At 61.0% G+C, this 26,912-nt stretch carries 24 protein-coding genes; 18 read left to right on the top strand and 6 right to left on the bottom strand.

Annotated elements, in window-relative coordinates; all coding sequences use genetic code 11:
- The first annotated feature begins 41 nt into the window (after positions 1-41).
- The 14 genes from arnB to F2P67_RS08690 all read left to right on the top strand — a co-directional run bounded on the left by arnB (position 42) and on the right by F2P67_RS08690 (position 15,807).
- A complete protein-coding gene (gene arnB, locus F2P67_RS08755) occupies positions 42-1,190 on the top strand; it encodes a UDP-4-amino-4-deoxy-L-arabinose aminotransferase (RefSeq protein WP_166219476.1) in 1,149 nt (382 codons plus the stop codon).
- A complete protein-coding gene (gene arnC, locus F2P67_RS08750; protein WP_166219474.1) occupies positions 1,187-2,221 on the top strand; it encodes an undecaprenyl-phosphate 4-deoxy-4-formamido-L-arabinose transferase in 1,035 nt (344 codons plus the stop codon). Before arnB ends, arnC begins: the two co-directional genes overlap by 4 nt.
- A complete protein-coding gene (gene arnA, locus F2P67_RS08745; RefSeq protein ID WP_166219472.1) occupies positions 2,218-4,209 on the top strand; it encodes a bifunctional UDP-4-amino-4-deoxy-L-arabinose formyltransferase/UDP-glucuronic acid oxidase ArnA in 1,992 nt (663 codons plus the stop codon). Before arnC ends, arnA begins: the two co-directional genes overlap by 4 nt.
- Positions 4,209-5,093: a 4-deoxy-4-formamido-L-arabinose-phosphoundecaprenol deformylase gene (gene arnD, locus F2P67_RS08740; protein WP_166219470.1), complete on the top strand. Its 885-nt coding sequence runs from the start codon at positions 4,209-4,211 to the stop codon at positions 5,091-5,093. Before arnA ends, arnD begins: the two co-directional genes overlap by 1 nt.
- Positions 5,090-6,742, top strand: coding sequence for a lipid IV(A) 4-amino-4-deoxy-L-arabinosyltransferase (gene arnT, locus F2P67_RS08735; protein ID WP_166219468.1), 1,653 nt, complete (start codon positions 5,090-5,092; stop codon positions 6,740-6,742). Before arnD ends, arnT begins: the two co-directional genes overlap by 4 nt.
- Positions 6,739-7,083, top strand: coding sequence for a 4-amino-4-deoxy-L-arabinose-phosphoundecaprenol flippase subunit ArnE (gene arnE, locus F2P67_RS08730; RefSeq protein WP_166219466.1), 345 nt, complete (start codon positions 6,739-6,741; stop codon positions 7,081-7,083). Before arnT ends, arnE begins: the two co-directional genes overlap by 4 nt.
- Positions 7,080-7,484 carry a 4-amino-4-deoxy-L-arabinose-phosphoundecaprenol flippase subunit ArnF gene (arnF, locus tag F2P67_RS08725; protein ID WP_166219464.1) on the top strand — a complete coding sequence of 135 codons (405 nt, stop codon included), beginning with the start codon at positions 7,080-7,082 and terminating at the stop codon, positions 7,482-7,484. The genes arnE and arnF overlap by 4 nt, the downstream gene beginning before the upstream one ends.
- Complete coding sequence (locus F2P67_RS08720) at positions 7,481-8,860, top strand: UDP-glucose dehydrogenase family protein (RefSeq protein WP_166219462.1); 1,380 nt, start codon at positions 7,481-7,483, stop codon at positions 8,858-8,860. Before arnF ends, F2P67_RS08720 begins: the two co-directional genes overlap by 4 nt.
- A complete protein-coding gene (locus F2P67_RS08715) occupies positions 8,857-10,452 on the top strand; it encodes an ArnT family glycosyltransferase (protein WP_166219460.1) in 1,596 nt (531 codons plus the stop codon). Before F2P67_RS08720 ends, F2P67_RS08715 begins: the two co-directional genes overlap by 4 nt.
- Positions 10,453-10,488: 36 nt before the next feature.
- Positions 10,489-11,007, top strand: coding sequence for a GNAT family N-acetyltransferase (locus F2P67_RS08710; protein WP_166219458.1), 519 nt, complete (start codon positions 10,489-10,491; stop codon positions 11,005-11,007).
- Between the two features lie 330 nt (positions 11,008-11,337).
- Positions 11,338-12,516, top strand: coding sequence for an MFS transporter (locus F2P67_RS08705; RefSeq protein ID WP_166219456.1), 1,179 nt, complete (start codon positions 11,338-11,340; stop codon positions 12,514-12,516).
- A gap of 154 nt (positions 12,517-12,670) precedes the next feature.
- Positions 12,671-13,360, top strand: coding sequence for an HPP family protein (locus tag F2P67_RS08700; protein WP_166219454.1), 690 nt, complete (start codon positions 12,671-12,673; stop codon positions 13,358-13,360).
- 185 nt (positions 13,361-13,545) lie between these two features.
- On the top strand, positions 13,546-14,652 hold the full coding sequence (locus tag F2P67_RS08695; RefSeq protein ID WP_166219452.1) for an enoyl-CoA hydratase/isomerase family protein: 1,107 nt from the start codon (positions 13,546-13,548) through the stop codon (positions 14,650-14,652).
- Positions 14,653-14,655: 3 nt separating this feature from the next.
- Entirely contained in the window at positions 14,656-15,807 is a 1,152-nt protein-coding gene (locus F2P67_RS08690) for an acyl-CoA dehydrogenase family protein (protein WP_166219450.1), read from the top strand.
- A gap of 203 nt (positions 15,808-16,010) precedes the next feature.
- On the opposite strand, the gene F2P67_RS08685 is transcribed toward F2P67_RS08690, so the two are convergent.
- The 6 genes from F2P67_RS08685 to F2P67_RS08660 all read right to left on the bottom strand — a co-directional run bounded on the left by F2P67_RS08685 (position 16,011) and on the right by F2P67_RS08660 (position 23,023).
- The gene (locus F2P67_RS08685; protein WP_166219448.1) at positions 16,011-16,784 is read right to left on the bottom strand and encodes an enoyl-CoA hydratase; all 774 of its coding nucleotides are present in this window, start codon (positions 16,782-16,784) and stop codon (positions 16,011-16,013) included.
- 16 nt (positions 16,785-16,800) lie between these two features.
- Positions 16,801-17,928 carry an acyl-CoA dehydrogenase gene (locus F2P67_RS08680; protein WP_166219446.1) on the bottom strand — a complete coding sequence of 376 codons (1,128 nt, stop codon included), beginning with the start codon at positions 17,926-17,928 and terminating at the stop codon, positions 16,801-16,803.
- Positions 17,929-18,070: 142 nt separating this feature from the next.
- Positions 18,071-19,264, bottom strand: coding sequence for an acetyl-CoA C-acyltransferase (locus F2P67_RS08675; RefSeq protein WP_166219444.1), 1,194 nt, complete (start codon positions 19,262-19,264; stop codon positions 18,071-18,073).
- A 12-nt stretch (positions 19,265-19,276) separates the two neighbouring features.
- Positions 19,277-20,038, bottom strand: a complete 762-nt coding sequence (locus F2P67_RS08670) for an SDR family NAD(P)-dependent oxidoreductase (RefSeq protein WP_166219442.1) — start codon at positions 20,036-20,038, stop codon at positions 19,277-19,279.
- A 16-nt stretch (positions 20,039-20,054) separates the two neighbouring features.
- Complete coding sequence (locus tag F2P67_RS08665) at positions 20,055-21,719, bottom strand: AMP-binding protein (protein ID WP_166219440.1); 1,665 nt, start codon at positions 21,717-21,719, stop codon at positions 20,055-20,057.
- Between the two features lie 287 nt (positions 21,720-22,006).
- Positions 22,007-23,023, bottom strand: coding sequence for an AraC family transcriptional regulator (locus F2P67_RS08660; RefSeq protein WP_166219438.1), 1,017 nt, complete (start codon positions 23,021-23,023; stop codon positions 22,007-22,009).
- 154 nt (positions 23,024-23,177) lie between these two features.
- On the opposite strand from F2P67_RS08660, the gene F2P67_RS08655 reads away from it, so the two are divergent.
- The 4 genes from F2P67_RS08655 to efeU all read left to right on the top strand — a co-directional run bounded on the left by F2P67_RS08655 (position 23,178) and on the right by efeU (position 26,909).
- Entirely contained in the window at positions 23,178-23,318 is a 141-nt protein-coding gene (locus tag F2P67_RS08655) for a hypothetical protein (protein ID WP_166219436.1), read from the top strand.
- Positions 23,315-24,979: a J domain-containing protein gene (locus tag F2P67_RS08650; RefSeq protein WP_166219434.1), complete on the top strand. Its 1,665-nt coding sequence runs from the start codon at positions 23,315-23,317 to the stop codon at positions 24,977-24,979. Before F2P67_RS08655 ends, F2P67_RS08650 begins: the two co-directional genes overlap by 4 nt.
- Entirely contained in the window at positions 24,976-25,947 is a 972-nt protein-coding gene (locus F2P67_RS08645; protein ID WP_166219432.1) for a DUF3829 domain-containing protein, read from the top strand. Before F2P67_RS08650 ends, F2P67_RS08645 begins: the two co-directional genes overlap by 4 nt.
- Before the next feature lie 113 nt (positions 25,948-26,060).
- Positions 26,061-26,909, top strand: coding sequence for an iron uptake transporter permease EfeU (gene efeU / locus F2P67_RS08640; protein WP_166219430.1), 849 nt, complete (start codon positions 26,061-26,063; stop codon positions 26,907-26,909).
- The last annotated feature ends 3 nt before the right edge of the window (positions 26,910-26,912 follow it).

The following is a 26,912-nucleotide window of genomic DNA, read 5'->3' as shown; positions in this document are numbered from 1 at the left end:
TTGATCACGTTTTCTTCTGATTTGTTTGTGATGAGGTGTTCATGAGTCAGGCGTTTCTCCCCTTCTCTCGCCCCAGTATCGGCGACGAAGAAATTGCAGCCGTAGAGCAAGTATTGCGTTCAGGCTGGATCACTACCGGGCCGAAAAACCAGGCACTCGAAGAACAATTTGCGCAGTACGTGGGTTGCCGGCATGCCGTGGCCTTGTCCTCGGCCACCGGTGGCATGCACATCACCCTGTTGGCGCTGGGCATTGGCCCCGGCGACGAAGTCATCACGCCGTCGCAGACTTGGGTCTCGACCGCCAACATGATCTCGCTGATTGGCGCCACGCCGGTGTTTGTCGACGTCGACCGCGACACCCTGATGACCGACGCCGCGCGCATCGAAGCCGCCATCACCCCGCGCACCAAAGCAATCATTCCGGTGCATTACGCCGGCGCCGCTTTCGATCTTGATCCGTTGTACGCGCTGGCCGACAAGCACGGTATCGCCGTCATTGAAGACGCCGCCCACGCCGCCGGCACCCGCTACAAGGGCCGTCACGTCGGCGCTCAAGGCACGGCGATTTTCTCCTTTCACGCGATCAAGAACATGACCTGCGCCGAAGGCGCGATGTTCGTTACCGATGACGAAGCGCTGGCCAGTCGTGTGCGCATGCTCAAGTTTCATGGTCTGGGCGTTGACGCCTACGACCGCCTCACCGGCGGGCGCAAGCCACAGGCGCAGGTCATGCAGCCGGGTTTCAAATACAACCTGGCCGACATCAATGCGGCGATTGCTTTGGTGCAACTGGAGCGTCTGGACGCAATCAACGCGCGCCGCACCGAGCTGGCTGCCGCCTACCGGCAAAAACTCGAAGGCCTGCCGGTGCAACCGCTGGCCGTGCCTGCCTACGCGCAAACACACGCCTGGCACCTGTTCATCCTGCGCATCGACAGCGAGCGTTGCGGTATGGATCGCGAAGCCTTCATGAAGGGTTTGCAGGATCAGGGCATCGGCACCGGCATCCATTTCATCGCCACCCACCTGCATACCTGGTACCGCCAGCGTGACCCCGATCTGTATCTGCCCAACACCGAATGGAACTCGGCGCGGCTGTGCTCGATTCCGTTGTTCCCCGACATGACCGATCAGGACCTTGATCGCGTGGTCGGCGCCATCGCCACCCTTATGGACAAACGCCCGTGAAACCTTACCCAATCCGTTGTGTGTCGATCGTCATCCCGGTCTACAACGAACAGGACAGCCTGCCGGAACTGTTGCGCCGCACTGAAGCGGCGTGCCGGATGCTGCGCCACGACTACGAAATCGTCCTCGTCGACGACGGCAGCCGTGACGAGTCCGCCAATCTGCTGGAAGAAGCCGCGAGCCGCGAAGACAGCCCGTTTGTCGCGGTGATCCTCAACCGCAACTACGGCCAGCACGCGGCGATCATGGCCGGGTTCGAACAATGCAAGGGCGACGTGGTGATTACCCTCGACGCCGACCTGCAGAACCCGCCGGAAGAAATCCCGCGGCTGGTCGCCGAAGCCGAAAAAGGCTACGACGTGGTCGGCACCGTGCGCGGCAATCGCCAGGATTCGGCGCTGCGCCGCTACCCGTCGAAACTGATCAACCTCGCCGTGCAGCGCTCCACCGGCGTCGCCATGAGCGACTACGGCTGCATGCTTCGCGCTTACCGACGCACGATCATCGACGCGATGCTCGCCTGCCGTGAGCGCAGCACCTTTATCCCGATTCTGGCCAACAGCTTCGCCCGCCACACCACCGAAATCGTCGTTGCCCACGCCGAGCGTGAGCACGGTGATTCGAAGTACAGCCCGATGCGCTTGATCAACCTGATGTTCGACCTGATCACCTGCATGACCACCACGCCGCTGCGTTTGCTGAGCATCGTCGGTTTCACCATGGCCGGGCTTGGGTTGCTGTTTGCTTTCGCGCTGATCGTCATGCGCCTGGCCTTCGGTTCCGGCTGGGCCGGTGACGGCATGTTCGTGCTGTTCGCGGTGCTGTTCGTGTTTACCGGCGGCCAATTCATCGGCATGGGCCTGCTCGGCGAGTACCTGGGACGCATGTACAGCGACGTGCGCGCCCGCCCGCGTTTCTTCATTGAAAAGGTGCTGCGCAGCCACCCGGCCGAACCGGCGCCTGCGGTCACCGTTGATGGTCTTTCCTCTACAGCTTCTACAACTTCTACTACTGGTCAGGTTCTCTCATGAGTGCAAAAACTGTTGTCTTCGCTTACCACGATATTGGCTGCGCCGGCATTCAAGCCCTGCTCGACAGTGGCTACGACATCGCGGCGGTGTTCACTCACGCTGATGATCCGAAAGAGAACGCTTTCTACGCCTCGGTCGCGCAACTGTGCGCAACCAAGGGCATCCCGGTGCACGCGCCGGAAGACGCCAACCACCCGCTGTGGATCGAGCGCATTGCCAAGCTCGACCCGGATTACATTTTCTCCTTCTACTACCGCAACCTGCTGAGCGAGCCGCTGCTGGCCACCGCGAAAAAAGGAGCGTTCAACCTGCACGGCTCGTTGCTGCCGCGCTACCGTGGTCGCGCACCGGCCAACTGGGTGCTGGTCAACGGTGAAACCGAAACCGGCGTGACCCTGCACCGCATGGTCAAACGTGCCGATGCCGGCGCCATCGTCGCCCAGCAGCGCGTGGCTATCGAGCGCAGCGACACCGCGTTGAGCCTGCACGGCAAGCTGCGTAACGCCGCTGCCAATCTGCTGCGCGACACCCTGCCGGCCATGCTGCAAGGCAAGATCAGCGAAACCGCGCAGGACGACAGCCAGGCCACGGTATTCGGTCGTCGCACCGCAGCCGACGGCAAACTGGTCTGGGCGCAACCCGCCGAGCAACTGTTCAATCTGGTTCGCGCCGTAACTCAGCCATATCCGGGCGCTTTCTGCGCCGTGGGCGAGCACAAGTTGATTGTCTGGAGCGCCGAAGTCGTCAAAGGCAATGAAGGTCAGGCTCCGGGCCGGGTCATCAGCGTCGATCCGCTGCGTATTGCCTGCGGTGAAGATTCGCTGGTGATTCTGTCCGGTCAGCGCAATGACAACGGTCTGTTCCTGAGTGGCCCGCAACTGGCCAACGAACTCGGTCTGGTCGACGGCTCGCTGCTGCGCGGCGCCGAATCCGGCCGTGGCCCACGTCGCACGCGCGTGCTGATCCTCGGCGTCAACGGCTTCATCGGCAATCACCTGTCCGAGCGTCTGCTGCGTGATGATCGCTATGAAGTTTATGGTCTGGATATCGGCTCCGATGCCATCGAGCGTCTGCGTAGCCATCCGCGCTTCCACTTCGTCGAAGGCGACATCAGCATTCACTCCGAGTGGATCGAATACCACATCAAGAAGTGCGACGTGGTGCTGCCGCTGGTGGCCATCGCCACGCCGATCGAATACACCCGTAACCCGCTGCGGGTGTTCGAACTCGACTTCGAAGAAAACCTGAAACTGGTGCGCTACTGCGTCAAGTACAACAAGCGCGTGATCTTCCCGTCGACCTCGGAAGTCTATGGCATGTGCCAGGACAAGAACTTCGACGAAGACACCTCCAACCTGATCGTCGGCCCGATCAACAAGCAGCGCTGGATCTACTCCGTGTCCAAGCAACTGCTCGACCGGGTCATCTGGGCGTACGGCGCCAAGGGTCTGAATTTCACCCTGTTCCGTCCGTTCAACTGGATGGGTCCGCGCCTTGATCGTCTGGATTCGGCGCGCATCGGCAGTTCCCGCGCAATCACTCAACTGATCCTCAACCTGGTGGAAGGCACGCCGATTCGCCTGTTCGATGGCGGCGAGCAGAAACGCTGCTTCACCGACATCGCTGACGGCGTCGAGGCACTGGCGCGGATCATCGATAACGACAACGACGTCTGCAACGGCCAGATCATCAACATCGGCAACCCGGACAACGAAGCCAGCATCCGCCAGTTGGGCGAAGAGTTGCTGCGCCAGTTCGAAGCGCACCCGCTGCGCGACAACTTCCCGCCGTTCGCCGGTTTCCGCGACGTCGAGAGCAAGGCGTTCTACGGCGCCGGTTACCAGGACGTCGAGCACCGCAAACCGAGCATTGCCAACGCCAAGCGCCTGCTGGACTGGACGCCGACCGTGGAAATGCGCGAGACCATCGGCAATACGCTCGACTTCTTCTTGCGTGAAGCCATGCTCGAAATCGCGGACAAGCGTTGATGCAGGCCGGTCTACGCATCGATGTCGATACGTTTCGCGGCACCCGTGAAGGTGTGCCGCGGCTGCTGGAAATGCTCGACGAGGCGCAGATCAAGGCAACGTTCTTCTTCAGTGTCGGCCCCGACAACATGGGCCGGCATCTGTGGCGCCTGATTCGCCCGCAGTTCCTCTGGAAGATGCTCCGCTCCAACGCCGCCGGCCTGTATGGCTGGGACATTCTGCTGGCCGGTACCGCGTGGCCGGGCAAACCGATTGGCCGCGAACTCGGGCACCTGATGCGTCAGGCCCGGGACGCCGGGCATGAGGTCGGCCTGCACGCCTGGGATCACCACGGCTGGCAGGCCAATGCCGGGCGCTGGAACGAGATGCAACTGATCGAGCAGATCCGCCAGGGCGTCGACACCTTGAGCGACATTCTTGGCGCCAAAGTCGAGTGTTCGGCCGCCGCTGGCTGGCGTGCCGACGAACGCGTGATCGAGGCCAAGCAAGCCTTCGGCTTTCGCTACAACAGCGATTGCCGTGGCTCGCGGATGTTCCGTCCGCTGCTGGCTGACGGCACGCCGGGCACGCCACAGATTCCAGTGGACTTGCCGACCTTCGACGAAGTCGTTGGCCCGACGGTGGCGGCGCCAGACTTCAACGCGTTCATCCTCGATCGCTTTTGCCCGGAAAAACTCAACGTCTACACCATTCATGCCGAAGTAGAAGGGATTCTGATGGCTCAGGACTTTCGTCAACTGCTGGTCGATGCACGCCAGCGCAACATCGACTTCACTCCGCTGGGCGACTTGTTGCCCGAATTCTTCAACAGCTTGCCCGTGGGTCGCGTTCAGCGCGGCGCCCTCGACGGCCGCGAAGGCTGGCTGGGAGTGCAAGGCGCATGACTAAACGCTGGACAATGCCGCTGCTGCTGTTGGCGATCTGTCTGCTGGCTTATCTGCTGCCGCTGGGCAGCCATGGCTTGTGGATTCCCGACGAGACCCGCTACGCGCAGATCAGCCAGGACATGCTGCTGAGCGGCAACTGGGTGTCGCCGCACTTCATGAGCCTGCGCTATTTCGAGAAGCCGATTGCCGGTTACTGGATGATCGCGCTGGGGCAGGAACTGTTCGGGCAGAACCTGTTTGGCGTGCGCTTCGCTTCGGCGTTGAGCAGCGGTTTGAGCGTATTGCTCTGTTACCTGGTCGCCCGGCGCTTGTGGAACGATCCGCGCAAGAGCTTCGTCTGCGCCCTGCTCTACATGAGTTTCACCGTGGTGGCCGGTCAGTCGGGCTACGCCAACCTCGATCCGCAATTCACCTTTTGGGTCAACCTGAGTCTGGTGGCGCTGTGGTTTGCCGTCGACAGTCAAACCAGTGGCAAACGCATGGCCGCGTGGGCGGTGCTGGGGCTGGCCTGCGGCATGGGCTTCATGACCAAGGGGTTCCTTGCCTGGTTGTTGCCGGTGCTGATCGCCTTGCCGTGGATGCTTTGGCAAAAACGCTGGCGTGAACTGCTGCTGTACGGCCCGGTGGCGATTGCCGTGGCGATCATCGTCAGCCTGCCGTGGGCGCTGGCCGTGCATGCGCAGGAGCCGGACTACTGGCGGTTCTTCTTCTGGCACGAACACATCCGTCGGTTTGCCGGTGACGATGCCCAGCACGATGCGCCTTGGTGGTTTTACCTGCCGCTGCTGGTGGCGTTCAGTCTGCCGTGGGTCGGCCTGTTACCGACGGCGTTCAAGCAGGCATGGCAAAGCCGTACTCAGTCAAAAATCGTTTTCCTGCTGCTGTGGCTGTTGATGCCGCTGGCGTTCTTCAGCCTGAGCAACGGCAAACTGCCGACCTACATCCTGCCGTGCCTGTTGCCGATGGCGTTGTTGCTGGGCAATGCGCTGGCCGATCGCTTGCGTCTGGAACAAGGCCGGGCACTGAGTATCAATGGTTTGCTCAACCTGTTGCTCGGCGTGGTCGTGCTGATTGCGCTGGTGTACGTGCAATTGAAACGGCCGATCTACGACCACGAACTGCACAGTCTGGTGCTGGTGTTCATTGCTCTGATCGGCTGGATCATCGCCAACCTGTTGCAAGCCTTCCTGCCGTTGCAGTGCTGGGCGGCGCCGGCCTTTGGCAGTCTGGTGCTGATTGCGCTGTTGCCGGCGGCATTGCCCAAATCGGTGATTGCCAACAAGACACCGGATCAGTTCATCAAGCATCACGTCACTGAACTGGCGCAGGCCGATCATCTTTTGAGCAACGACCTGGGCGCCGCGTCGGCTCTGGCGTGGCGGCTGAAACGCCCGCAAGTCGCGTTGTACAACACGATAGGCGAACTGAAATATGGCCTTGCTTATCCTGACGGCATTCAGCAACGGGTTGACACCAAACAGGTTCAACAGTGGATGCGCGAAGCACGCCGCAGCGGTTCGGTCGGCGTGGTGATGCGCGTCAAGGGGCAGGACGAACTGGACGAAATCGACAGACTGCCAAAGGACGGCGTCCGTTACGAACAGGGCAATCTGGTGATCATGATTCTTCCCAAGGAGGCGTCATGAGCCTGTTGCTGCTGTTGCTCGCCTGCCTGCTGACCTGCCTCGGTCAGGTGGCGCAAAAGTACGCCGTGGAGAGCTGGCGCGGTGTCGAGTCGTCCTGGGCCGACAAACTGCGCTCGCCGTGGTTGTGGCTGGCGTTATTCGCCCTCGGCTCCGGCCTGTTGGTCTGGCTGTTGGTGCTGCAGCGTCTGGAAGTGGGCATCGCCTACCCGATGCTCAGCCTCAATTTCGTGCTGATCACGCTGATCGCGCGCTTCGTCTTCCATGAACCCATCGACCGCCAGCATTGGCTCGGCGTGGCACTGGTGATCGGCGGTGTGGTTCTGCTGGGGCAACAATCATGAACCCGCGCCGTGGCATCACCTTCGCCCTCGGTAGCGTGTTGCTGGTCAGCGCCGCGCAACTGGGCATGCGCTGGAGCATGACGCGTCTGCCGGCGCCGGAGCACTGGCTGACCTTTGACAGTCTCGACCTGCGGGCGCTGGCGGTGGTCATCGCGGCGATCTTCGCCTACGCGCTGTCGATGCTCTGCTGGCTCGCCGCCCTGCGCGATCTGCCGCTGGGCCGCGCCTATTCGCTGCTGAGCATCAGCTACGCGCTGGTCTACCTGCTGGCGGCCAGTCTGCCGCTGTTCAACGAATCCTTCAGTTTCACTAAATCGCTGGGTGTGGCGCTGGTCATGCTCGGGGTCATCACCATCAACACTCGTCCGGCTCGTGCGCCCGAATTCAGGAGTGCTCCATGAAAATCACAGTATTTGGTAGCGGATATGTCGGTCTGGTGCAGGCCGCAGTACTGGCCGAGGTCGGCCATGACGTTGTGTGCATGGACGTCGATCAGAAGAAGGTCGACCTGTTGCGTCAGGGCCACGTCAGCATCTTCGAACCGGGGCTGGCCAGCCTGGTGCGCGAAGGCCTGGATTCGAAACGCCTGCAATTCACCACCGATGAAAAACTCGCCGTGCAGCACGGTCGGGTCGCGTTCATTGCGGTCGGCACACCGTCGCGTGAAGACGGGTCGGCGGATCTGCGTTACGTGCTGTCGGTGGGCGACGCGATTGCCCGGCATCGCGAGCAGCCGCTGATTCTGGTGGAAAAATCCACCGTACCGGTGGGCACCGGCGACACCCTGCGCGCGCACATCGAAAAGGCCTTGATCAAGGTTGGTCGCCTGCTGCAGTTCGATATCGTCTCCAACCCGGAATTTCTCAAGGAAGGCTCGGCTGTCGCTGACTGCCGCCGTCCGGATCGCATCGTTATCGGTTGCGAAGGCGATGAGGTGCGCGATGTCATGCGCGACCTGTACTCGCCGTTCAACCGCAACCATGACCGCATCATGTTCATGGACCTTCGCAGCGCCGAGCTGACCAAGTACGCCGCCAACTGCATGCTGGCGACCAAGATCAGCTTCATCAACCAGATCGCCGAACTCGCCGAACACCTCGGGGCCGACATTGAGTCCGTGCGTCAGGGCATCGGCGCCGACACGCGCATCGGCTACCACTTTATTTACCCGGGCTGCGGTTATGGCGGTTCGTGCTTCCCCAAAGACATGCGCGCCTTGATCCACAGCGCCGAAGAAGCGCACTGCTCCAGCGACTTGCTGCAAGCGGTCGAGGCGATTAATCAGCGGCAGAAACACAAGCTGTTCGAGCGCATCAACGCGTTCTACAAGGGTGACTTGCGCGGCAAGACCTTCGCCCTGTGGGGGCTTGCCTTCAAACCGAATACCGACGACATGCGCGACGCTCCGAGCCGTGTACTGCTGGAAGAACTTTGGGCGGCGGGCGCCAGCGTGCGCGCCTTCGACCCGGAAGCCATGCAGGAAACCCAGAACCTTTACCCGGACGAGTCGAAACTGATGCTGATGGGCACGCCGGAATCGGTACTGCCGGGTGCCGACGCGTTGATCATCTGCACCGAATGGCAGCAGTTCAAAGCGCCGGATTTCGACCTGATCAAACAGCGCCTCAACACCCCGGTGATCTTCGACGGGCGCAACCTGTACGACGCCGAGCGTCTGGCGCGCAACGGCTTCCACTACTTCCCGATGGGTCGTGGTGAATCGCGCAAATTGCCGATCCCGCTGCAACAGTGGCCACACGCGTCCGACGTCGCTTGATTACGCTGACGGCTGCCATTCGCCGGCAGTCCCTGACCGCAGGGCTGCTGGCGTTTTTATTGTTCATTGCCGGGGTCTACGGGCAGGCTCCTATTGGTTTTGATTCACGTTTTGTGCTGTTCGCGCAGGAAATGCTGCGCCACGGGCCGACCGTGTTCCCCACCACTTACGGTCAGCCGTACGCCGATTATTCGGCGGTCTCGACCTTGTTTATCTGGCTGCTGTCGCTGCCGTTCGGCACGGTCAACGCCTTCACCGCATGGGCGCCGAGCGCTGTCGCCGGGGCCGTGATCGTGGCGTTGATGTACCGGCTGCTGACGCCGTATTCGCGGCGCTGGGCGTTGCTCAGCATTGCCCTGCTGATGCTCACCGGCACTTTCGTCACGGAAGTGCGCGCGGTGTCCCAGGACTTGATGCTCGCTGCGGTAGCGTTTGCGGTGTTCTACCTCGGCTATGCCCACGATCATTTCAGCGGTGGACGGCGCTGGCCGCTGATCTTTGTCTTGCTGCTGCTCGGTTTCGGCATTCGCGGGCCGATCGGGCTGGTGGTGCCGACCGGGATGCTCTGCAGCTATTACCTGCTCAATCGACAGTGGTCGCGGTTGCTGGTGTTCGGTGGGCTGGCGTCGCTATTGCTGGTGGCGTGCGTCGGGTTGCTGTTGTGGCTGGCGCAGCTCAGCGGTGGTGCGGTTTTCATGCAGGACGTGATTCGCATGCAGTTCATGGGACGCATGGACGGCAGCGAGGGTGTCAGCGGTTCGTTGTATTACTTCACCAGTTCACTGGGCAACTATGCGCTGGCGTATCCGTTGGCCTTGCTGGCGTTGGCTTGCGCGTGGCTGAGCAAGCCGCAACAGCGCGGGCCGGCGTTGCGTCTGGTGCAATATTGCGCGGCGGCGGGGTTGATCGTGATGGTCGGGCTGTCGATCCCGCAGGCGAAGAAGGCGCGTTATCTGCTGCCGATGTTGCCGATGGCGGCGATCATTGCGGCGTATCCGTTTCAGGTGGCGCACGGGCGCGTGTTCGTCTGGTTGCGCGGCGTGATTCAAGGGCTGTGGCTGCTGACGCCGGGGTTGTTGTTAGTGGCATTGCTGGTGGCACGGCGGCGGGTTCCCGAGTTGCAGATCGGGTTGGCAGGTGTGTTGATCGTGCTCGGCGTACTGCAACTGTTGGCGTTGTCGCGACTGTGGCGGCCGCGCTGGCGTGCCGAGGTCATGGCGTTCAGCGCGGTGCTGGCGCTGTGGGCGGTGTATGTAATGGTGTTTGAGCCGGTGGAACGGCAGATGTACGACACCCGCACCTTCAGCCGTGAAGCGTTCGCCCACGTCCAACAAAACCCGGCGCCGCTGGTGCTGCACGGCATGGGCAAAGATGCCAAAGCCATCAAGTTCATGGTCAACCTCGAACAGGATCTGCAGCCGCAGTTCAGCGAAACCGTGCAGGAGCTGGAAGCGCTCAAAGGCCCGGCGTGGCTGATGATGGATCGCAATGACTTCAAGGCGCTCGCGGGGACGCCGCTGCAAATACTGGAACCGGTGGTCAGTGGGCGTTTTGATAAAAACGACTATGTTCTGCTGTGGCTGAAACCGTAATCTGTCGGGCTTGTGCACGACAGGATTTTTCACCACATGACTTTCATCGTCCGCCGCGCCAGCCCTGCTGACGCGGCTGCCCTCCCCGCCATTGAACGCTCGGCCGCTGAGCTGTTTCGTCTCGATCCTGCCCTCACTTGGCTCGCTGACGCCGAAGTTCCTGATGTCGAACAGCATGTGCAGGCCATCGAGCAAAAGTGCGTTTGGGTGGTGGAAAGTGCCGACCGGCAATTGGCCGGGTTTCTGCGCGCGCTGGTCATCGACGATCAATTGCATGTTGAAGAGCTGTCGGTGAGTCAGGACTTTCAAGGACAGGGCATGGGACGTGCGCTGGTGTTGGCGGCGATTGAACAGGCGCGCCGAATGCAGTTGCACGCCGTGACCCTGACCACTTTCCGTGGCCTGCCGTGGAATGCGCCGTTCTATCAGCGCCTCGGGTTCGCCCTGCTCAACGGCCAGGCTACGCCGCCACATCTGCTGAGCGCCCTGCAAGCTGAAATCGCCCAAGGCTTCCCCGGTGAACGACGCTGCGCAATGAACCTGCCCCTCCCCTGAAAACACCAGCAATCACCTTTGAGAGCGGGCTTGCTCGCGAATGCGGTGTGTCATTCAGCGAGGCTGCGACTGACACGGCCCTTTCGGGAGCAAGCCCCCTCCCACAAAAGCTTTCGCCGCCGAACCTGAAGAACACCACAGTCCAACTGTGGGAGCGGGCTTGCTCGCGAATGCGGTGTGTCATTCAGCGAGGAGGAGACTGACACGACCCCTTCGGGAGCAAGCCCCCTCCCACAAAAGCATGTTGGTGTGTCAGGTTGACCGCCGGGCGAGAGCCGGGGAGGATGACGGCGCGCCTCTCGCATTTGAAATAAGGACGTTGACCTCTTCGTGGCCACCTACTCGCGCTTCATTCGCCGACTGATGATCAGCTCGCTGACCGTCGTTGTCAGTCGTGCCTTGATCAGTCCGCTGCTGACCCTGTTTCTCAGCAACAAACTCGGCCTCAACCCGCAAGATGTCGGCCTGCTGCTCGGCATCGCGGTGTTCAGCGCGACGCTGCTGTCGCTGTACGGCGGCTACATCATCGACAAACTGGACAAGCGCCAGTTGCTGATTGTGACGATGCTCTCCAGCGGCATCGGCCTGATGCTGCTGACCTTCGCGCAGAACCTCTATCTGGTCACGCTGGTACTGATCGTCAGCGAAACCGCCTCGGCGCTGTTCCTGATCTGCTCCAAGGCGATCCTCAGTGAGAACCTGCCGGTCGGCCAGCGGGTCAAGGCGTTCTCGCTGAATTACACGCTGACCAATATCGGCTACGCGGTCGGCCCGATGATCGGCGTGGTGATTGCCGGCATCCAGCCCTCCGCGCCCTTCATCGTTGCCGGCGCCATTGCCATTGGGAGTATTTTTCTGCTGCTCGGCGCCGCCAGAGAGGCCAGCCCGATCTCGCCGGTCGGCCAGCCACAAAGCTTTTTGAATACGCTGATCATCCTCAAGAATGACCGCACGATGATCCTGTTTACCCTCGGTTGCCTGCTCAGCACGTTGGTCCACGGGCGCTTCACGTTGTACCTCTCGCAATATCTGCTGGTGACCCACACTCAGCAACAGACGCTGGACACCATGGCCGCCCTGCTCGCCTGCAACGCGATCACGGTGATCCTGTTGCAATACCAGATCGGCCGTTTCCTCAAGCGTGAACACCTGCGCCACTGGATTGCCGGTGGCACAGCGTTGTTCATCGTCGGGCTGATCGGCTTCAGCCTGGCCGACAGCCTGGTTGGCTGGTGCGTGGCGATGTTCCTCTTCACCTTGGGCGAGATGATCATTTACCCGGCGGACTTCCTCTTCGTTGACACACTGGCCCCGGAGGCATTGCGCGGCAGCTACTACGGCGCGCAGAACCTGGCGGCGCTCGGCGGTGCGGCGAGTCCGGTGATGTGCGGGTTTCTGCTGATGCACACGCCGGCGCCGAGCATGTTCTATGCGTTGAGCGCGCTGGCGGCATTGGGCGGGTATTTGTGTTTTGTCAGTGGGCGGCGCGTCGCTTCAATTCAACAGTAATGCACTCAAACTGCATTTATATGAATTTGTCAGCATCGAGATAGATCGGCACACTGTTCACGTTCCTCCCCCAATGTTGGAACACTTCGAGGGCTTTCCGGATTGCCGGACAAGTCCTTTTTTTTGCCCGCCATTTTTACAGGATCCGTTTTACATGTTCGCTCGCTGGTTACCCGCCGCCATCAACACCCGCCCCACTGAATGGAGCCGCGCCGCCATCGGCATAGCCTTGGGCACGCTGTTCAGCGTGTGGGTGTGCGCGCAGGTGTTCGGTCATGAAGTGGCGTATCACCTGATCGGCCCGTTGGGTGCTTCGGCGGTGTTGCTGTTTGCCGTGTCGTCCGGTGCGCTGGCCCAGCCGTGGTCGATTCTGGGCGGCTACTTGTGTGCCGGCGTCGTGGCGTTGCTGGTGGCCCACGTGCTCGGCCGAACCTTGGGCAGCGCTTGCCTGGCGGCGGGCATGGCGTTGCTGCTGATGTGCTGGCTGCGTTGCCTGCATCCGCCGGCGGGTGCGCTGGCGTTGACGTTGGTGCTGGCCGATCCCGCGACCATCGCCATGGACTGGAAAGCCATGGAACCAGTGATGCTCGGCGCCGCGTGCATGCTGCTCAGCGCCTTGGCCTACAACAACCTGACGCGGATGCGCTATCCGAAACGCCCGGCAGAACCGGCACCCGCCGTGGCACCGGTCGACAGGCAGGCGATCACCGCTGAAGACCTGAAACTGGCGCTGGCGGACATGGAGGCATTCATCGACATCACCCCTGAGGATCTTGAGCAACTGATCCATGCCAGTGAAACGCACGCCAAACGTCGCAGCGTCGGTGAAGTTTTCACGCGTTAACGGGTTAGATCCCTGTGGCGAGGGAGCAAGCTCCCTCACCACAAAGGCGAACTTGAACCCAAGGTAAAAACGCAGAAAGCCCCTGCACATATCCCCGTTGTACACGGCAAATTTGCACTGTTACGATCCGCTAACGCTCGCGCGCGAGCTTCTCGAATAAAGACAATAAAAGCAGGGAGTTAGTGATGACTGCTCAGGCTTCATCCCCGCGGACTGTGTCCATGGATGCCACGCAACACGAAGTGCTGGCCGAGGTTCGCAACCACATTGGTCACCTTACCCTCAACCGCCCCGCCGGCCTCAACGCCATCACCCTCGACATGGTGCGCCTGCTGCAACAGCAGCTCGACGCCTGGGCGAGCGATGCCAATGTCCACGCCATCGTCCTGCGTGGTGCCGGTGAAAAAGCCTTCTGCGCCGGTGGCGACATTCGTTCCCTGTACGACAGTTTCAAAAGCGGCGACACGCTGCACGAAGATTTCTTCGTCGAGGAATACGCCCTCGACCTGACGATTCATCATTACCGCAAACCGGTGCTGGCGTTGATGGACGGTTTTGTCCTCGGCGGCGGCATGGGCCTGGTGCAAGGCGCGGATCTGCGCGTGGTCACCGAGAAGAGCCGACTGGCAATGCCGGAAGTGGCCATCGGTTATTTCCCCGATGTCGGTGGCAGCTACTTCTTGCCGCGTATTCCCGGTGAGCTGGGGATTTATCTGGGAGTCAGCGGCGTACAGATTCGTGCTGCCGATGCGCTGTATTGCGGCCTCGCCGATTGGTATCTGGACAGCAGCCAACTGGCGCTGCTCGACGAAAAACTCGATCAGATGGAATGGCAAGACTCGCCGCTCAAGGCGCTGCAAAACCTGCTGGCCAAACACGCCGTGCAAACCCTGCCCGATGCACCGCTTGAGGCCTTGCGCCCGGCCATCGACCATTTCTTCGCCCTGCCGGATGTGCCGAGCATGGTAGAGCAACTGCGCGCGGTGACCGTTGCCGACAGCCATGAATGGGCGACCACCACGGCTGATCTGCTGGAAAGCCGTTCACCGCTGGCCATGGCTGTAACCCTGGAAATGCTCCGTCGCGGCCGTCACCTGAGCCTGGAAAACTGCTTCGCCCTTGAGCTGCATCTGGATCGCCAGTGGTTCGAACGCGGCGACCTGATCGAAGGCGTACGCGCCCTGCTGATCGACAAAGACAAGACACCTCGCTGGAATCCGCCGACTCTCGCCGCGCTGGACGCGGCACACGTCGCGAGTTTCTTCCACGGTTTTGATGAGAGCGGGAGCTGAGCCATGCACGATCTCGAACTGACTGAAGAGCAAGTGATGATCCGCGACATGGCCCGGGACTTTGCCCGTGGCGAAATCGCGCCCCATGCACAGGCCTGGGAAAAGGCCGGCTGGATCGATGACGCTTTGGTGGCGAAGATGGGCGAGCTGGGCCTGCTCGGCATGGTCGTGCCGGAAGAATGGGGCGGCACGTACGTCGACTACGTGGCGTATGCCCTGGCGGTTGAAGAAATTTCTGCCGGCGACGGCGCCACCGGCGCGTTCATGAGCATCCACAACTCGGTCGGCTGCGGCCCGGTGCTCAACTACGGCAGCGAAGAACAGAAGCAGACTTGGCTGGCGGATCTGGCCAGCGGGCAAACCATCGGCTGCTTCTGCCTGACCGAACCGCAGGCCGGCTCCGAAGCCCACAACCTGCGCACCCGCGCCGAACTGCGCGACGGGCAATGGGTGATCAACGGCGCCAAGCAATTCGTCAGTAACGGCAAACGAGCGAAACTGGCAATCGTGTTTGCGGTGACCGATCCGGATCTGGGCAAGAAGGGTATTTCGGCGTTTCTGGTACCGACCGATACGGCGGGTTTCATCGTCGACCGTACCGAACACAAGATGGGCATCCGCGCTTCTGATACCTGTGCGGTGACGCTGAACAACTGCAGCATTCCCGAAGCCAATCTGCTCGGCGAGCGCGGCAAGGGTCTGGCGATTGCCCTGTCCAACCTTGAAGGCGGACGTATCGGTATCGCCGCGCAAGCATTGGGTATCGCCCGTGCGGCGTTTGAAGCGGCGCTGGCGTATTCGCGCGACCGCATCCAGTTCGGCAAACCCATCAACGAACACCAGAGCATCGCCAACCTGCTGGCCGACATGCACATGCAACTGAACGCGGCACGTTTGATGATTTTGCACGCGGCGCGGCTGCGCACGGCGGGCAAGCCGTGCCTGTCGGAGGCTTCGCAGGCCAAACTGTTTGCGTCGGAAATGGCCGAGAAGGTGTGTTCGTCGGCGATTCAGATTCACGGCGGGTATGGGTATCTGGAAGATTATCCGGTCGAGAAGTACTACCGCGATGCGCGGATTACGCAGATTTATGAAGGGTCGAGCGAGATACAGCGGATGGTGATTGCTCGCGAGCTGAAGAACTATCAGTTGTAATGGTGTCGGCCCCTTTCCCTCACCCCAGCCCTCTCCCAGAGGGAGAGGGGGCCGACCGAGGTGTCTGGCGTCATACATCGACCTGAAAGATCGAGTCGATTATGGATTCGGTAAAACTCTTTTAGGTCGGCGTATCTCTCAAGCATCCCTCGATCAGTCCCCTCTCCCTCCGGGAGAGGGTTAGGGTGAGGGGCTCTTCAGCTTTATTTGCCCTGAAACTCAGGTGTCCGCTTGGCCACAAACGCCGCCATCCCTTCCTTCTGATCCTGCGTGGCAAACGCCGCATGGAACACCCGGCGCTCGAAGCGCACGCCTTCAGTCAGATTCACTTCGAAGGCACGGTTGACGCTTTCCTTGATCATCATCGCAATCGGCAGTGATTTGCCGGCGATCACCGCCGCCACCTTCAGCGCTTCTTCCAGCAACTCATCACTCGGCACGATGCGCGCAACGATGCCGCAACGCTCGGCTTCCACCGCATCGATCATGCGCCCGCTCAGGCACATTTCCATGGCTTTGGCCTTGCCCACGGCGCGAGTCAGGCGCTGGGTACCGCCCATGCCCGGCAGCACACCGAGGTTGATTTCCGGCTGACCGAACTTGGCGTTGTCACCGGCCAGAATGAAGTCACACATCAGTGCCAGCTCACAGCCACCACCGAGGGCGAAACCGTTAACCGCCGCAATGATCGGCTTGCGGCGATTGGCCACGCGGTCACTGTCGCTGAACAGATCGTCCATATAGATCTGCGGATAGGTCAGCTCGGCCATCTCTTTGATGTCGGCCCCGGCGGCGAAGGCTTTTTTCGAGCCGGTGAGGACGATGCAGCCGATATTCGCATCGGCTTCCAGGCCATCGAGGGCGTGGTTCACTTCGCTGACCAGTTGCGCGTTCAGGGCGTTCAGCGCCTGCGGCCGGTTCAGGGTGATCAGGCCAACACGGCCATGGGTTTCCAGCAGAATGGTTTCGTAAGTCATGAATTCAAATTCCTTCTCAAAGATTGCGCGAGATGACCATGCGCTGGATGTCGCTGGTGCCTTCGTAAATCTGGCAAACGCGCACGTCGCGATAGATGCGCTCCAGCGGGAAGTCGTTGAGGTAACCGTAACCGCCGAGGGTTTGCAACGCCATTGAGCAGACCTTTTCGGCCATTTCCGAAGCGAACAGTTTGGCCATCGATGCTTCGACCAGCGCTGGCTGACCGCTGTCGCGCAGGGCTGCTGCGTAATGCACCATTTGCCGGGCGACGGCGATTTGCGTGGCCATGTCAGCGAGGCGGAACGCCACGGCCTGGTGCTCGATGATCGGCTTGCCAAAAGTGTCGCGCTCACGGGCGTAATCACGGGCCGCTTCGAACGCGGCACGGGCCATGCCCACCGATTGCGATGCGATGCCGACACGGCCGCCTTCAAGGTTGGCCAGGGCGATCTTGTAACCCTCGCCCTCCTCGCCCAAACGGTTGGCCACCGGCACTTTCACGTCTTCGAACAGAATCTGGCAGGTGTCCGAGGCGTGCTGGCCGAGTTTGTCCTCGACGCGAGCGACTTTGTAGCCCGGCGAGTCGGTCGGCACGATAAACGCAGTGATGCCGCGCTTGCCGGCACTCGGGTCGGTCACCGCAAACACAATCACGACCCCGGCGTTCCGCCCGGAAGTGATGAACTGTTTGCAGCCGTTCAGCACGTAGTGATCGCCTTCTAGCCGGGCGCGGGTTTTCAGGCTGCTGGCATCGGAACCGGCCTGCGGTTCGGTCAGGGCAAACGCGCCGAGCATCACGCCACTGGCCAGCGGCTTGAGGAAGCGCTCACGCTGGTCGTCGTTGCCGAACTTGAGGATCGGCACGCAACCGACCGAGTTGTGCACGCTCATGATCGTCGAGCAGGCACCGTCGCCGGCGGCGATTTCTTCCAGGGCCATGGCGTAGGCCAGGTAACCGGTATCGCAACCGCCCCACTGCTCCGGCACGAGCATGCCGAAGAAGCCCAGTTCGGCCATTTCGCCGATGGCTTCTTTCGGGAAGCGATGTTCGCGATCCCACTCGGCGGCGAACGGTTTCAGCCGTTCCTCGGCAAACTGCCGGGCCATGTCGCGGATCTGGGTTTGGTCTTCGTTGGGAATCATGGTGAATCCTTAATTTAAATCGCACCGCATCTTTCACTTGTGGGAGGGGGCTTGCTCCCGAAGAGGCCAGGTCAGTCACATCACGTCTGAATGACACACCGCTTTCGGGAGCAAGCCCCCTCCCACAGGGATCAGAGCGTGTTTAGTAAACGCATTCCACGGCCATCGCCGTGGCTTCGCCGCCGCCGATGCAGATCGCCGCGACGCCGCGTTTCAGGCCTTTCTGGCGCAGAGCCGAGAGCAAGGTCACCAGAATCCGCGCACCTGAGGCACCAATCGGATGACCCAGGGCGCAGGCGCCGCCATGGATGTTCAGCTTGTCGTGGGGGATTTCCAGGTGGGTCATCGCCGCCATGCCGACCACGGCGAAGGCTTCGTTGACTTCGAACAGGTCAACGTCGCCCAGCGACCAGCCGGTTTTCTTCATCAGCTTCTTGATCGCGCCAATCGGTGCCACCGGGAACAGGCCCGGGGTGTCAGCGAAGGCAGAGTGGCCGTGAATCACTGCCAGCGGTTTCAGCCCCTGCTTCTGTGCCTGCGACTGACGCATCAACACCAATGCCGCCGCGCCGTCGGAAATCGAACTGGAGTTGGCCGCCGTCACCGTGCCGCCTTCGCGGAACGCCGGTTTCAGCGAAGCGATCTTGTCCAGTTTGGCTTTCGGTGGCTGCTCGTCGTTGCTGATCAGCACCTGCTCTTTGCCGACCGTCACGGTCAACGGGACGATTTCGTCCTTGAAACTGCCGTCCTTGATCGCCTGCTGCGCGCGGGTGGTCGAAGCGATGGCAAACGCGTCCTGAGCCTCGCGGCTGAAATCATTGGTTTCGGCGCAGTCCTCGGCGAAGGTGCCCATCAGGCGACCCTTGTCGTAGGCGTCTTCGAGGCCGTCGAGGAACATCGAATCGAGCACCCGGCCATGGCCCATGCGATAACCGGCGCGGGCACGATCCAGCAAGTACGGTGAGTTGGACATGCTTTCCATGCCGCCGGCGATGACCACGTCAGCGCTGCCGGCAATCAGCATGTCGTGGGCGAGAATGGTGGTCTCCATGCCCGAGCCGCACATCTTGTTGACGGTGGTGCAGCGGGTCGATTTATCCAGCCCGGCGCCCAGTGCAGCCTGACGCGCAGGCGCCTGTCCGAGGCCGGCCGGCAGCACGCAGCCGAACAGCACTTCATCGACCGCATCGACGGCCACACCGGCACGTTCAACTGCTGCCTTGATTGCAGCGGCTCCCAGTTGTGGCGCAGTGAGACTTTTCAGTTCGCCATGAAAACCACCCATCGGGGTGCGCACGGCGCTGACGATGACAATCGGATCGTTGGAAATAGTCATGAAAAGTCCTCCTTACTTGGCGGCCATGCGCAAGGCACCGTCGAGACGGATCACCTCGCCGTTGAGCATGCTGTTTTCGATGATATGCCGAACCAGCGCGGCGTACTCGGCAGGCTTGCCCAGACGCGGCGGGAAAGGTACGCCAGCGGCAAGCGAGTCGCGCACTTCCGGGGTCATGCCGGCCATCATCGGCGTTTCGAAAATGCCCGGGGCGATGGTCATCACGCGGATGCCGAAACGCGCCAGTTCGCGGGCGGCCGGCAGGGTCAGGCTGGCGATGGCGCCCTTGGATGCCGAATAGGCTGCCTGACCGATCTGGCCGTCGAACGCTGCCACCGAGGCAGTGTTGATGATCACGCCGCGCTCGCCGTCGACATTCGCCTCGGACTCAGCGATGGCGGCAGCGGCCAGACGCAGCATGTTGAAGCTGCCGATCAGGTTGACGTTGATCACCTGCGCAAAACTGCTCAGCGCATGCGGGCCGTTCTTGCCGAGGATTTTCTCGCCACGGACGATGCCGGCGCAGTTGACCAGACCGTTGAGGCTGCCAAAGGCTTTCACGGTTGCCTGCACGGCAGCTTCAGCGGCGGCTTCGTTGCTGATGTCGGCCACCACACTCTGAGCGCCCAAACGCTGGGCCTGGGCGGCAACGGCTTCAGCATTCATGTCCACCAGCATTACTTTGGCGCCGGCACTGACCAGCAATTCGGCGCTGGCGGCACCGAGGCCGGACGCACCGCCGGTGACGATAAAAACCTTATTCTCGATCTGCATGACTGTACTTCCTGATTCAAGCTGAAACGTTCTTCGCCGCGACCTCTTGAGCCTTGGCGATTTCCTGGTTGCGCAAGATAAAGCGCTGCAATTTGCCACTCGGGGTCTTGGGCAATTCGCTGACAAATTCGATTTCACGCGGGTATGAATGCGCGGCCAGACGCTTGCGCACGTGTTGGCGCAGTTCTTCGGCCAATTCCGGCGCCGCACGGTATTGCGCGCTGAGCACGACAAAGGCTTTGACCAGTTCGGTGCGCTCGGGATCGGGTTTGCCGACCACCGCTGCTTCGACCACGGCCGGGTGTTCGATCAAAGCACTCTCGACGTCGAACGGGCCGACGCGGTAGCCAGAGGTTGTGATCACGTCATCGCTGCGGCCAACGAAACTGATGCTGCCGTCCGGATTCCACTCCACCGTGTCGCCGCTCAGGTAGTAGTCGCCGACAAAGGCCTTGGTTGGCGCTCCTTCATAACCGGCGAACCAGCACATCGGCGAGTGCGGACGGTCGATGGCAAGAATGCCGGGCTGACCGACACCGAGTTCGTTGTTCTGCTCGTCGAGCACGACGATGCGATGGCCCGGCGAAGCAAAACCCGCAGCGCCGACATGCACCGGGTGTTCAAGGCCGTGGTGGTTGCACAGGACCATGCCCAGTTCGGTCTGGCCGTAGTGATCGTGAATGAGCACGCCGAGGTTGTCGGCAAACCAGCGGATCACCTCCGGGTTCAGCGGCTCACCGGCGCTGCTGACGATACGCAGCTTGCCCTTGATCGACTTGGCGAACTCATCCCCGCCGGCAATCAGCAGGCGATACGCCGTCGGCGAACCGGTGAGGTTGGTGATCCCGTATTTGTTGATTACCCGGCAGGTGCTTTCGAGGGTGAACGGGCCATCGTAAAAGGTGATCGGATGGCCCATCGACAACGGCCCGGTTACACCAAAGTAAATGCCGTAGGCCCAGCCCGGATCGGCGACGTTCCAGAACGCATCTTCCGGGCGCAGATCCACCGCATCGCGGGTGTAGCTCTGAAACGCGACGATGGCTTTGAGTGGAACCGACAGCGCTTTCGACGGGCCAGTGGTGCCCGAGGTGAACATCAGCAGGAACGGGGCTTCGCCGCTCAGCATGACGGGTTCGCAGACATTGGAATGGTTAGGCAGCTCGGCCCAGAAACTGAAATCGCCACGGACGATGCCCTGGCCTTTCGGGCCACCGACGGTGACCAGCGTCGGGCAGTCGGCGACTTCGCTGAGTTTCGGCCGGTTGACCGCATCGGTCACCACCACTTTGGCGCCGGAACTGTTCAGGCGATGTTCGAGGGCTTTGGGGCCGAACGCGGTGAACAGCGGTTGATACACCGCGCCGATACGCCAGGTGGCGAACACGGTGATCAGCAATTCAATGTTGCGCGGCAGCAGGCCGGCGACCTTGTCGCCCTTCTGCACGCCTTGGGCGAGAAGGAAATTGGCAAAACGCGCGGCTTTATCCTGCAGTTCGCTGAAAGTGTACGTCGCACTGGCGCCATCGCGACCTTCCCAGAACAGCGCAATGCGCCCGGGCAAGGCGTGGCGGTCACAGCATTCGACGCAGGCGTTCAGTGCTTCAAGCGTGCCGCTGAGTGCGGCGTCCACGGTGTGCTGATAGTTGAACTGTTTGGTGGCAGACAAGTAATCGCGCATTGCCAGAATCCCTCTGTGTTTTTATTAGGTTGGGGAACCGTAAACAACAGAGGGATAGTCGCGCTGCGGCGGACTTGGGGCAATGGTCAAAGCCATCAAAGTGGCTGACTGGTTTGGCCAGGGTTCAGGTTATGTAGCGCCTGTGTTGATCGTTCCCACGCTCTGCGTGGGAATGCCTCAAGGGACGCTCCGCGTTCCAGCATTGGAAGGGACGCGGAGCGTCCCGGGCTGCGTTCCCACGCAGAGCGTGGGAACGAGAGTTAGCGGCGGCGAGTGGTGGTGGTGGATCAGACCGCCTCGTTGAGGATCAACGTACGGTAATGCCCCGGATTCGACCCCGACCACTTGCGAAACGCCTTGTAGAACGAACTCGCATCGGCAAACCCCAGCCGCGCCGCAATCTCGACAAAACTGATCGAAGGCTCCGCCAGCCAGACAATCGCCAATTCCTTGCGCACGCTGTCCTTGAGCCCTTGATACGTCTGCCCTTCCTCCGCCAGACGCCGGCGCAGGGTCGAGGCCGACATGCACAATTGCTGGGCCAACGCGTCGGTTTCCGGCCACTGCTCGGCGGGTAACTGACGCAAATCCTGTTTGATCCGGCTGGCCAGGCTTTGCGGGTCGCGGTACTTGACCAGAATGTTGGCCGGCGCGTGGGCCAGAAAGCGCTTGAGCTCCTCTGCGCTGCGTTTGATCGGCAGATCGAGGCAATCGGCCGAAAAGATCATCCGTGTGCGCGGGCGATCAAAGCGCAGGTTTTCCGAGAACATCACCCGGTAGTCGTCGGTGAACTCCGGCGCCGGGCAACGCAGTTCAATCGCCAGAATCGGAATCCGCCGCCCGGCCAGCCAGCAGGCTACGCCGTGAACGATCATCCAGTAGGTGAAATACGTGAAGGCGCGACGTGGTTGCGGATCCTCTTCGAGCAGGACGATTTCCGCCAGACTTTGCTGGTGCACCAGTTGCGCCGGCATTTTTTCCAGCATCAGCGAAAGAAAATTCAGCCCCGTGCCAAGTCCCGCGGCTAGCGTCGGCTGCGCCATCGCGCTGCGGCACAGGAATTCCAGGCTGCCGGACCTGAGCTTGCGCGGATCCATGCCAAAGAACTCGTCATCGCCCCGCCGGGCCAGCAAGCGCCAGAGCCGGGCGTATTGCGAGGCTGGCACCCTGCCGCTCGCGGTTTGCAGCAAGTCCGGGGCAATGCCGACCTTGCTCAAGACCTCTTCCGTGGCCACGCCCGGGGCACAACTCTGCAACAGCGCTTCGCGCACCAGTTGAACGGCGATGGTGTCCTTTTCCGACATTGAACGTCACTCGGGTGTCCGGTTTGATCTGTCGGCCATCTTAGGCAGCGCTGAGTAAAAAGCCAGCGTTGTGCGAAAACCGGCTCAACTACCGGGCCCGATGGCCGATAGGCTGCCGTGGTGAATGGCGCAATTGAAAGGGAGCAGTAAGCGGATGATCGTCGGCATTGATTTGGGTAAGACTGACAACTTCGTGACGGCGCGGCGCGAAGGTGCCGTCGAGCGGGTTCCCAACGCCCTGAAAAAGTCGCCGACGCAACCCGTCGATGAACTGGAACAGGGGCTGCAGCGTTGAATTGCTGGACGGTGCTTGGGCTGGAAGCCAACAGCGACTTACGCAGCATAAAACGCCAATACGCCGCATTGCTCAAAGTGCATCGCCCGGACGAGGATCCGAACGGTTTCCAGCGCCTGCGCGAAGCTTACGAACAGGCGATGGCGTGGAGTCGTCACACGGCCTCAGCCGATGCGCAAGAACCTGCTGTGGAAACGCAGTCAGCCGCTCTCGCGCTTGAAGCGTATCTGGAGAGCGAACACGATCCTGTGGAACAGCAGGCCGGGCAGTTACTGGAAGACATTGCCGTCGATAAGCTTGCAGAACGCCTTGCTCAGGCTCGGGTTTTACACTGCGAACGGGCGTTCGAAGATCAGTTGTTAATGATGTGCCTGTCACCGCGCGACGACAGGATGCGGCTGGCCGCCTGGGGACTGGAACACTTCAACTGGCTCAGCGCCTGGCAGCGCGAGGATTTGTCACCTGCAGCACTTCATTTGCTGCTGGGCGCCTACTGCAAGTATGTCGAACAGGACTTGCGCGATTTGTTGAACGCCGGCCGGATCGACGCCTTCATCGAGCGCTACACGGCGCTGAAAAAAGCCGACTGGTTACAGCCGTTCGAACGCCACGACTGGTTCAATGAGGCGCTGGCCGGTTTACTGGTGGAATCAAACGTGTGGTCGACGCACCTGTTTGAGACGCTCTGTACCCATCAGCACTGGTCCGCCGATGACGAATCTCGCTGCTCGCCACTTTATTGGCCAATGCTGGTGAGACGCCGCGATGACCAGGTGTATATCGCAACCCTCGAAGCGCTCGCCCGGCGGGATGACCGTACCCCCGAGAGCCGTGCGGCACACCTGTTAATGACGCCAATGAGCGACGACGAACGGCGTGCCTTCGCCCGGCGCTTTTTTGAAGCCGACTGGAATGCCTGCCTCAGGCTCAGCGAGACACTCAAGCGTCTCGACCCGGCGAGAGTTCAGCAAATGCCCGACGGCGATCCCTATTTCTGGAAGTCGCTCAAGCAGTCCGGTCGCGACTGGCCAATGTTTGCGGGGCTGGCTGGCGCATCACTGACGGTGGTGTGCGCGCAATATTTCGTGGATCGTTCAGGGTTCGGCGCAAGCCTTGCCGCGATGTTGTTTTGGCTGTGCGCATTGGCAGCATCGGGCGCGGCATTGTTGTGGGCATGGCGACCGATGGCAGACCGCTTCTGGTCACTGGACGTGCGTTTGAGTCGTGCCTTGTCGCCACGGCTCAGTTTCAGACGCCCCGCTCCGCTGGTGCTTCGCGAGTTGTTGCCTTGCTGGTTGATGGGCGCGTTGATCTGGGCCTGCTGCGGTACGGCGGCACTGGCCGGTTACGCCGTCGTGATGCTCGCGTTGAGTCGTTTGAGTCGTGTCGCCTGGGTAAACACGCTGACCATCAAGCGCCCCAACGTTCGGCTGCCGGTTCTCGGCACAACGGGATCCGTCGCGCTGATGGTCGGTGTCATGGCTGCCACTGTGCTGTTTTATCTCATTGCTCGCGCGCAATTGATGGGCGTCGATCAAGGCCTGCAGCCGTTCGCCCAGCGCAGTTGCAGCGGTGCGTTCGACAGTCGTCAGGAATGCCGGGGTGCTCCTGATTCGAAACAATGGTATGGACATTTACAGGCGCAGGAGGCGCGGCGATGAACAAGCGCGTTAAGACAGGGCTCTGGGCTATTGCGCTGACGGCGAGCTTGCTCGGCCTGTTGAAAGACAACCAGGCGCTGCTGGTACCGGTTCAGCGTTGGCTCAATCAACCCGATCTCGCCGAACAGGAAAAGGCCCGTGCCTTGCGCCCGTTGATCGCGTGCCTGAACCAGGCCGACGGTCGCTGGCGCGAAGCCTATGATCGTTACCTGAGCCGGGAACTGCACAGTGACCCGCGCCAGCTCGACGCCCGCGAAAGGCTCAATTACGCCAGCGTTCACGATGCGTATGGCTGTCAATTGAATGCGCTGCAAAAAGGCAATCTGGAGAAATCCGCACCCGAGTTGCTGCAATTGCAACAACGCTTCGAAACAAGCCTGAAAGCGGTCAACGCAGTGGCCACCGGCTTCGACTTTTTCAGTCCCAAGGCTCTCTACTCAGTCAGCCCGGCGGATAAAGCGGATCGCGACAGCCAGTTCATTCCATTGGCCAGAGACTATCTCGACGCATCCGATCAGTTGCGTCAGGCACTCGATCGCCAGGATCTGGATTTGCGGAAGGTGCAGCTGGAGCAACTCAAGGCTCGGGACAAATTCAAATACGCGTACGTCCTCAGCTACATGACTCAGGCACAAAACCTTATGCTCACGCTCGACAACCGCGTGCGCGATCAGCGTTTTTCGCCAAATGATCTGAGCATGGGCGCACAAGCACTGCAGGACGCCTGGGACGAAGGCAGCGCCTACTTCAAGGATCATCCGGCAACGAGTACTGCCGATTCGCCGGAAAACCTCTGGAACTATGTGCGAGCACCCGGCCAGCGGTACCTGGAAGCCGTTAACCGCATGCACGATCACTGGGTATCAAAGGCCTCTGCGCAGCAGTTGAATGAGGATTACCAGCGAGTTGGGGGGGCTTACGATCAGTTGATCGAGGTGTACAACAGGCAGGTTTTTGACCTGTATTGAACAGCCTTGAGTCATGCGTTCAGCTTAGGTTCAGGTAAATGTCAATACCGGCCGTTTGAGAATGAGTGTCATTATGTTACAAATTGGCATCTTCTCTTACGACCCGGTGCCGAATGCTCGTTCCGTTTCTGATCATGCTGCGCGAAGGCATTGAAGCCGCGCTGATCGTTGGCATTATCGCCAGCTACCTGCAACAGACCGGCCGGGGCCAGTGGATGCCCGCCGTGTGGATCGGTGTGTTCCTCGCCGCCGCCCTCGCCCTGCTGGTCGGTGGTGGTCTGGAGCTGGTCAGCGCCGAATTCCCGCAGAAACAGCAGGAATTGTTCGAAGGCGTAGTCGGACTGGTCGCCGTGGGTATTCTGAGTTCCATGGTGTTCTGGATGCGCAAGGTCGCGCGCTCGATCAAACATTCTCTGCAGGCCTCACTCGATCAGGCTCTCACATCCTCTAAACACCAGGTGATCGCACTGATCGCCATGGTCTTCTTCGCCGTGGCTCGCGAAGGTCTTGAAACCGTGTTCTTCCTGCTCGCGGTGTTCCAGCAAAGCGAAGGCCCGGGCGCGCCGATTGGCGCCCTGCTCGGCCTGGTACTGGCGATTGTCGTCGGGTTCCTGATCTACAGCGGCAGCATGCGCCTGAACCTCTCGGCATTTTTCAAGTGGACCGGGCTGTTCATTCTCGTCGTCGCCGCCGGGATTCTCGCCAACTCGGTACAAGCCCTGCATGAAGCCGGCCTGTGGAATCACTGGCAAACCGTGCTGTTCGACTTCAGCGCGACGTTGCCGATGGACGGCCCGCTGGGGTCGGTACTGGCCGGCATGTTCGGTTATCAGGACACGCCGACCGTCAGCACCCTGGGCGCCTACCTGATCTATCTCGTCGTGGCGCTGGTGATGTTCTTCTATCCCGCCGCGCCAGTTGCCTCGAAAGCAGCCAAATCGTCTTCCGTTTCCAGCCAATAAGGG

Origin of the sequence: Pseudomonas atagonensis (genome assembly GCF_011369485.1) — a bacterium.
Classification (GTDB): domain Bacteria; phylum Pseudomonadota; class Gammaproteobacteria; order Pseudomonadales; family Pseudomonadaceae; genus Aquipseudomonas; species Aquipseudomonas atagonensis.
The sequence above is the reverse complement of the archived record's forward strand: the minus strand, read 5'-3'. Positions and strand labels throughout refer to the sequence as shown.

Excerpts from the sequence above, each read along its gene's own strand:
- arnB (WP_166219476.1), top strand. The coding sequence starts at position 42 with ATGAGTCAGGCGTTTCTCCCCTTCTCTCGCCCCAGTATCGGCGACGAA.
- arnA (WP_166219472.1), top strand. The coding sequence starts at position 2,218 with ATGAGTGCAAAAACTGTTGTCTTCGCTTACCACGATATTGGCTGCGCC.
- arnD (WP_166219470.1), top strand. The coding sequence starts at position 4,209 with ATGCAGGCCGGTCTACGCATCGATGTCGATACGTTTCGCGGCACCCGT.
- arnT (WP_166219468.1), top strand. The coding sequence starts at position 5,090 with ATGACTAAACGCTGGACAATGCCGCTGCTGCTGTTGGCGATCTGTCTG.
- arnE (WP_166219466.1), top strand. The coding sequence starts at position 6,739 with ATGAGCCTGTTGCTGCTGTTGCTCGCCTGCCTGCTGACCTGCCTCGGT.
- arnF (WP_166219464.1), top strand. The coding sequence starts at position 7,080 with ATGAACCCGCGCCGTGGCATCACCTTCGCCCTCGGTAGCGTGTTGCTG.
- F2P67_RS08720 (WP_166219462.1), top strand. The coding sequence starts at position 7,481 with ATGAAAATCACAGTATTTGGTAGCGGATATGTCGGTCTGGTGCAGGCC.
- F2P67_RS08710 (WP_166219458.1), top strand. The coding sequence starts at position 10,489 with ATGACTTTCATCGTCCGCCGCGCCAGCCCTGCTGACGCGGCTGCCCTC.
- F2P67_RS08700 (WP_166219454.1), top strand. The coding sequence starts at position 12,671 with ATGTTCGCTCGCTGGTTACCCGCCGCCATCAACACCCGCCCCACTGAA.
- F2P67_RS08695 (WP_166219452.1), top strand. The coding sequence starts at position 13,546 with ATGACTGCTCAGGCTTCATCCCCGCGGACTGTGTCCATGGATGCCACG.
- F2P67_RS08690 (WP_166219450.1), top strand. The coding sequence starts at position 14,656 with ATGCACGATCTCGAACTGACTGAAGAGCAAGTGATGATCCGCGACATG.
- F2P67_RS08685 (WP_166219448.1), bottom strand. The coding sequence starts at position 16,784 with ATGACTTACGAAACCATTCTGCTGGAAACCCATGGCCGTGTTGGCCTG.
- F2P67_RS08680 (WP_166219446.1), bottom strand. The coding sequence starts at position 17,928 with ATGATTCCCAACGAAGACCAAACCCAGATCCGCGACATGGCCCGGCAG.
- F2P67_RS08675 (WP_166219444.1), bottom strand. The coding sequence starts at position 19,264 with ATGACTATTTCCAACGATCCGATTGTCATCGTCAGCGCCGTGCGCACC.
- F2P67_RS08670 (WP_166219442.1), bottom strand. The coding sequence starts at position 20,038 with ATGCAGATCGAGAATAAGGTTTTTATCGTCACCGGCGGTGCGTCCGGC.
- F2P67_RS08665 (WP_166219440.1), bottom strand. The coding sequence starts at position 21,719 with ATGCGCGATTACTTGTCTGCCACCAAACAGTTCAACTATCAGCACACC.
- F2P67_RS08660 (WP_166219438.1), bottom strand. The coding sequence starts at position 23,023 with ATGTCGGAAAAGGACACCATCGCCGTTCAACTGGTGCGCGAAGCGCTG.
- F2P67_RS08655 (WP_166219436.1), top strand. The coding sequence starts at position 23,178 with ATGATCGTCGGCATTGATTTGGGTAAGACTGACAACTTCGTGACGGCG.
- F2P67_RS08645 (WP_166219432.1), top strand. The coding sequence starts at position 24,976 with ATGAACAAGCGCGTTAAGACAGGGCTCTGGGCTATTGCGCTGACGGCG.
- efeU (WP_166219430.1), top strand. The coding sequence starts at position 26,061 with ATGCTCGTTCCGTTTCTGATCATGCTGCGCGAAGGCATTGAAGCCGCG.